A 6,133-nucleotide genomic window follows, 5' to 3' on the forward strand; every position below is an offset into this window, starting at 1 on the left:
CGCGTCAACCTGATTGCCGAGCGGCCCGGTGTCGTTTGTCTCAATGCGGCGGCAATCCATGCGGCCAATGCGGTCGATCCGATGATCACGGTGGCCACTGTGGTGCCACATCATCAGATCCACGCAGGCGGCATGATCGCCACGGTCAAGATCATCGCCTACGGTGTGCCGCGCGCGGCGTTGCAGCGCGCAGCAGAGGCGGCGCAAGGCGCCGTGCGGCTGGCGGTGGCGCGCTACCGCACCGCGAGCCTGATCGTCACCGATGTGCCCGGCGGGCCAGGCGACAAGGGGGCCGATGCGATTGCGGCGCGTGTCACCGGGCTGGGCATGGAGATGGTGGAAACGGTGCTCTGTGCGCATGAAGAGGCGGCGCTGGCGGCGGCAATCACCGGGGCCAAGGGCGAAATAGTGCTGATTCTCACCGCGTCGGCCACGTCGGACCCCTTTGATACCGCACCGCAGGCGCTGCGCGCGGCGGGCGGGATGGTGGAACGCTTCGGCATGCCGGTGGACCCCGGCAACCTGCTCTTTCTGGGGCGGCTAGGCGCGCGGCCTGTCATCGGCCTGCCGGGATCAGCACGCAGCCCGGTTCTGCATGGGGCCGACTGGGTTCTGGCGCGGGTCGCCTGCGGTCTGCCCTGCGGGGCGGCCGAGATTGCGGCGATGGGCGTGGGCGGCCTGCTCAAGGAAATTCCGACCCGGCCACAACCGCGCCGGGGCGGACGCGGCTGAGGCCAAAGAAACCGGGTTCTCAAGTCGGGAGAGGCATGCTTTAGTCGCACTGGACAGCGGGGCCTTTCCTACTAAGGTCCTATGTGGAGACGGACAATTCAAACCGGGAGGAGCCAATGCCTGAGGTCAAAATGACCGTGAATGGCAAGCCAGCGTCGGGCCAGATCGAAGGCCGCACGCTTCTTGTCGAATTTCTGAGAGAGACCCTTGGCCTGACAGGCACGCATGTGGGCTGTGATACCAGCCAATGTGGGGCCTGCGTGGTGCATGTGGATGGTAAGGCGGTGAAATCCTGCACGATGTTTGCGGCTGAGGCTGAGGGGGCCGAGATCAAGACCATCGAAGGCATGGCCGAGCCGGATGGCACGCTGCATCCGATTCAGCAGGCGTTTCAGGATCATCACGGGTTGCAATGTGGATTCTGCACGCCGGGCATGGTGATGTCGGCATCGGCGCTGCTGGCCGAGAACCCGACGCCCACCGAGGCCGAGGTGCGCGATTATCTTGAGGGCAATCTCTGTCGCTGCACGGGCTATCACAACATCGTCAAGGCGATTTTGGCCGCCAGTGGTCAGGATGTGAGCCGGATCGCGGCGGAATAACAGGAACATTGGGGGCGCTGCCCCCGCGCCTGCGGCGCTCCCCCGGAGTATTTCGGGCAAGAAGAAATCGCTGCGGGTGATCTTGGGGGCAAACCCCGTTCGATCAGGGAGGAGAACGACATGCCGAAAGACGGAGGCATTGGCGCCAGCACCAAGCGGCGCGAGGATATCCGGTTTCTGACCGGAAACGGAAATTACACCGATGACATCAATCTGCGCGGGCAGGCCTATGTGCATTTCCTGCGCTCGGATGTGGCGCATGGGCGGCTGAACAAGGTCGACACCAGCGCCGCCGAGGCCATGCCGGGGGTGCTGCGGATTTTCACCGGCGCGGATTTCGAGAATGTGGGCGGGCTGCCCTGTGGGTGGCAGGTCACGGACCGGTTTGGCGAGGTGATGCAAGAGCCGGGGCATCCGGTTCTGGCGCGCGGCAAGGTGCGCCATGTGGGGGACCCGATTGCCGCTGTGGTGGCCGAGACCTATGCTCAGGCCCGCGACGCCGCCGAAGCGATTGTTCTGGATATCGAAGAATTGCCAGCGGTCGTGGACATGAAGAAGGCGCTCGAAGAGGACGCGCCTTTGGTGCATGACGATCTCAAGAGCAACCTGTGCTATGACTGGGGCTTTGTCGAAGAGAACAAGGCGGCGGTGAACGAGGCCTTCGAGAAGGCGGCGCATGTCACCACGCTCGAGCTGATCAACAACCGGCTGGTGGCCAATCCGATGGAGCCGCGGGTGGCGGTGGGCGATTTCAACCGCTCTACGGGCGATCATACGCTCTATACCACCTCTCAGAACCCGCATGTGATCCGGCTTTTGATGGGCGCGTTTGTGCTGGGCATTCCCGAGCATAAATTGCGCGTGGTGGCGCCCGATGTGGGCGGTGGCTTCGGCTCGAAAATCTTTCACTACGCGGAAGAGGCGTTCTGCACCTTCGCCGCCAAGGCCTTGAACCGCCCGGTGAAATGGACCTGCTCGCGCTCTGAGGCCTTCATGACCGATGCGCATGGGCGCGACCATGTGACCAAGATCGAATTGGCGCTGGATGCGGAGAACAATTTTACCGCCATCCGCACCGATACCTATGCCAATATGGGGGCCTATCTCAGCACCTTTGCCCCTTCGGTGCCCACGTGGCTGCATGGCACGCTGATGGCGGGGAATTATCGCACGCCGCTCATCTATGTGAACGTCAAGGCGGTCTTTACCAATACCGTGCCGGTCGATGCCTATCGCGGGGCCGGCCGCCCCGAGGCCACGTTCCAATTGGAGCGGGTGATCGACAAGGCTGCGCGCGAACTGGGCGTTGATCCCATCGCGCTGCGTCGCCAGAACTTTATCACGGAATTCCCCTATGCCACGCCCGTGGCGGTGGAATACGACACCGGCGATTACCACGCCACCATGGACAAGCTGGAAGAGATCGCTGATTTCAAGGGCTTTGAAGCGCGGCGCAAGGCGAGTGCGGCCAAGGGCAAGCTGCGCGGTCTGGGCATCAATTGCTACATCGAGGCTTGCGGCATCGCGCCGTCGAACCTTGTGGGGCAGTTGGGCGCGCGCGCGGGTCTCTATGAGAGTGCCACAGTGCGGGTCAATGCCACGGGCGGTCTGGTGGTGATGACCGGCTCGCATTCCCACGGGCAGGGGCATGAGACCTCATTCGCGCAGGTGGTGGCCGAGATGATCGGCATTGACGCCAATATGATCGAGATCGTGCATGGCGATACCGCCAACACGCCGATGGGTATGGGCACCTATGGCAGCCGCTCGATTGCGGTGGGCGGGTCGGCCATGGTGCGCGCTACTGAGAAGATCATCAACAAGGCCAAGAAGATCGCGGCGCATCTGATGGAGGCCTCTGAGGTCGATATCGAGTTGAAGGATGGCCGGTTCAGCGTCGCGGGCACGGATAAATCCGTGGCCTGGGGCGATGTGACCCTCGCCGCCTATGTGCCGCACAACTATCCGCTGGCGGATATCGAGCCGGGGTTGGAGGAGACGGCGTTTTACGATCCGTCAAACTTCACCTATCCGTCGGGGGCCTATGCCTGTGAGGTTGAACTTGATCCCGACACCGGCAAGGTGACGATCGAGCGCTTTTCGGCGGCGGATGATTTCGGCAATATCATCAACCCGATGATCGTGTCCGGGCAGGTGCATGGCGGCATCGGGCAGGGGATCGGTCAGGCGCTGCTGGAGTCCTGCGTCTATGATGAGAACGGGCAGCTTCAGACCGGGTCTTACATGGATTACGCCATGCCGCGCGCCGATGATGTGCCGTTCTATCAGGTGGATCATTCCTGTCAGACGCCCTGCACGCACAACCCCTTGGGCGTCAAGGGCTGCGGCGAGGCCGGGGCCATCGGCAGCCCGCCTGCGGTGGTCAATGCCGTGATTGACGCGCTGCAACGGTCAGGCCGGAACATCACCCATATCGACATGCCGCTGTCGCCGTCGCGCGTCTGGCAAGCGATGCAAGGGTAAGGAGAGCGATCATGTATGCATTCGATATCGAACGTCCCGCCACCATCGCCGATGCCATTGCGGCGCTGGGCACGGAAGAGGCACAGGCGCTGGGCGGGGGGCAGACCCTGATCCCGACGCTGAAGCAGCGTCTGGCATCACCGGCCAAGCTGGTGTGCCTGTCGGCCATCAAGGAGATGCAGGGGATTTGCACCGCCGACGATGGCGCGCTCTGCATTGGCGGCGGTACCACCCATGCCGCTGTTGCCGCAGGGGCCGGGGCCTATCCGGCGCTGGCGGCGCTGGCGGCACATATCGGCGATCCGGCGGTGCGCAATCGAGGCACCATCGGGGGCAGCCTCGCCAATAACGACCCCTCGGCGTGCTATCCAGCGGCGGTGTTGGGATCGGGGGCAACGGTGATCACGTCCAACCGCAGCATCGCGGCGGATGACTATTTTCAGGGCATGTTCACGACGGCTCTGGAAGATGGCGAGATCATCACCGAAGTGCGCTTTCCGGTGCCGGAAAAGGCCAGCTATCAGAAGTTCGAGCAACCTGCCTCGCGCTTTGCCCTCGTGGGTGTGTTTGTCGCGAAATACGCAGGTTCTGTGCGCGTGGCGGTGACGGGCGCCTCGGAAGAGGGCGTGTTTCGCTGGGCCGAGGCCGAAGCGGCGCTCTCGGGCAACTTTGCGCCCGAGGCGTTGGAGGGGCTGAGCCTGTCGGGGGATGGCATGATCTCGGACCTGCATGGATCGGGGGCCTACCGCGCGCATCTGGTGGGTGTGATGGCGCGGCGAGCGGTTGCGGCAGCGCATTGAGCGCGGTTACACTCGGGTGAGATTTGGAATGGCGGGTCTCTGGACCCGCCATTTTGGTGAGGGACAGGGGAAAAGATGCAAGTGATCGACAATCCGTGGCGCAGCAAAGGCCTGCCCGAGGCGGTGCTGACCGGGGCCCCATGGCCGAGCGTGGATGCGGACGCGGTGCGCGCGCTTTTGGGGCGGTGCCCGGCGGCGGCGGAAACGCCGCTGGTGCCAGTCGCGGGCTTTGCGCCAAAGGTCTGGGCCAAGGATGAGCGTGGCCGTATGGGGCTGGGCAGTTTCAAGGCGCTGGGTGCGGCTTATGTGATCGCGCATGAGGCGGCAGAGATGGCCGCCGAAAATATGGGCCGCGCGCTGGCGGGGCGCACCTATGTGACGGCGAGTGCGGGCAATCATGGCATGTCTGTCGCGGCTGGCGCGCGGCTATTCGGGGCGCGGGCGGTGATCTATCTGGCCGAGACTGTGCCCGAGAGTTTTGCCGCGCGACTACGCGCCAAAGGGGCCGTGGTGGTGCGCGAGGGGCCGGATTACGAGGCCAGCATGGTCGCGGCCGGGCGGGCGGCGATGGAGAACGGCTGGACCCTTCTGTCGGACAGTTCCTGGCCGGGGTATTTCGATCTGCCGCATCGGTTGATGGAGGGGTATCTGGCCATGGCGGAGGAGGCCACGCGCCAGATGCCGCAGGCCCCGACGCATATCCTCTTGCAGGCCGGTGTTGGTGGGCTCGCCGGGGCCTGTGCGGCATGGTTTCGGCAGGTTTGGGGCGATGCGCCCCGGATCATCGTGGTCGAGCCTGACCGCGCGCCAGCCCTTTGTGAGAGTATCCGCGCGGGGTGCCCGGTTGAGACGAGCGGTCCGGTGTCCACCATGGGGCGGCTCGATTGCAAGGTGCCATCGCTCATTGCGCTCAAGGGCTTGGCGCGGGATGCGGATGCGTTCGTGACGATCACGGACGACGAGGCCGAAGCGGTGCTAGAGGTTTTGGCCGCACAGGGGCTGGTCACGACGCCCTCGGGCGCGGCGGGTGTGGCGGCGCTGCCGGGGCTGATGCTTGGGGCGGATGCGCGGGTGTTGTGTATCCTCAGCGAAGGGTCGGACGCATGAGGCGCGGTTTCGCGCCAGAGGAATATCAGGCGCGGGTGCGTGCGGCGCAATCCGGTATGGCCGCGGCGGGGCTGGGCGCGCTCTTGCTGACGACAGAGCCGGAAATCCGCTATTTCACCGGGTTTCTGACCCGGTTCTGGGAAAGCCCGAGCCGCCCTTGGTTTCTGATCTTGCCTGCCACGGGCGATCCGGTGGCGGTGATCCCGTTGATTGGCGCGCCGCTCATGGCACGGACGGGGCTGCGCGATATTCGCACTTGGGCGGCCCCCGACCCCGATGATGAAGGCGTGTCGCTCTTGGCCGAGACTCTGCGTGAGATTGGTGGGCCGGTGGGTGTGCCCTCTGGTCCTGAGAGCCATTTGCGCATGCCCTTGGCGGATTTCGAGCGGGTGAAACAGGCGAGTGCCC

6 protein-coding genes are annotated in these 6,133 nt (G+C 64.5%); all 6 read left to right on the forward strand.

The features are described from left to right. A partial coding sequence (locus KBT70_RS16455) for a molybdopterin-binding protein (RefSeq protein ID WP_296636540.1) occupies positions 1–732 on the forward strand: 732 nt, incomplete at its 5' end. A gap of 116 nt (positions 733–848) precedes the next feature. Further along, entirely contained in the window at positions 849–1,334 is a 486-nt protein-coding gene (locus KBT70_RS16460) for a (2Fe-2S)-binding protein (protein ID WP_296636545.1), read from the forward strand. A 120-nt stretch (positions 1,335–1,454) separates the two neighbouring features. Continuing rightward, entirely contained in the window at positions 1,455–3,818 is a 2,364-nt protein-coding gene (locus tag KBT70_RS16465; RefSeq protein ID WP_296636549.1) for a xanthine dehydrogenase family protein molybdopterin-binding subunit, read from the forward strand. Positions 3,819–3,829: 11 nt separating this feature from the next. Next, positions 3,830–4,618: a xanthine dehydrogenase family protein subunit M gene (locus KBT70_RS16470; RefSeq protein WP_296636553.1), complete on the forward strand. Its 789-nt coding sequence runs from the start codon at positions 3,830–3,832 to the stop codon at positions 4,616–4,618. Positions 4,619–4,693: 75 nt separating this feature from the next. Next, on the forward strand, positions 4,694–5,725 hold the full coding sequence (locus KBT70_RS16475) for a pyridoxal-phosphate dependent enzyme (protein ID WP_296636557.1): 1,032 nt from the start codon (positions 4,694–4,696) through the stop codon (positions 5,723–5,725). Further along, positions 5,722–6,133: aminopeptidase P family N-terminal domain-containing protein (locus KBT70_RS16480; RefSeq protein WP_296636560.1), on the forward strand; the 412-nt coding region annotated here is incomplete at its 3' end. The genes KBT70_RS16475 and KBT70_RS16480, both read left to right, overlap by 4 nt.

This window comes from Roseovarius sp., from assembly GCF_018066915.1.
GTDB lineage: Bacteria > Pseudomonadota > Alphaproteobacteria > Rhodobacterales > Rhodobacteraceae > Roseovarius.

What these genes read in the sequence shown, in the direction of transcription:
- KBT70_RS16460 (WP_296636545.1), top strand. Translation starts at nt 849, where the DNA reads ATGCCTGAGGTCAAAATGACCGTGAATGGCAAGCCAGCGTCGGGCCAG.
- KBT70_RS16465 (WP_296636549.1), top strand. Translation starts at nt 1,455, where the DNA reads ATGCCGAAAGACGGAGGCATTGGCGCCAGCACCAAGCGGCGCGAGGAT.
- KBT70_RS16470 (WP_296636553.1), top strand. Translation starts at nt 3,830, where the DNA reads ATGTATGCATTCGATATCGAACGTCCCGCCACCATCGCCGATGCCATT.
- KBT70_RS16475 (WP_296636557.1), top strand. Translation starts at nt 4,694, where the DNA reads ATGCAAGTGATCGACAATCCGTGGCGCAGCAAAGGCCTGCCCGAGGCG.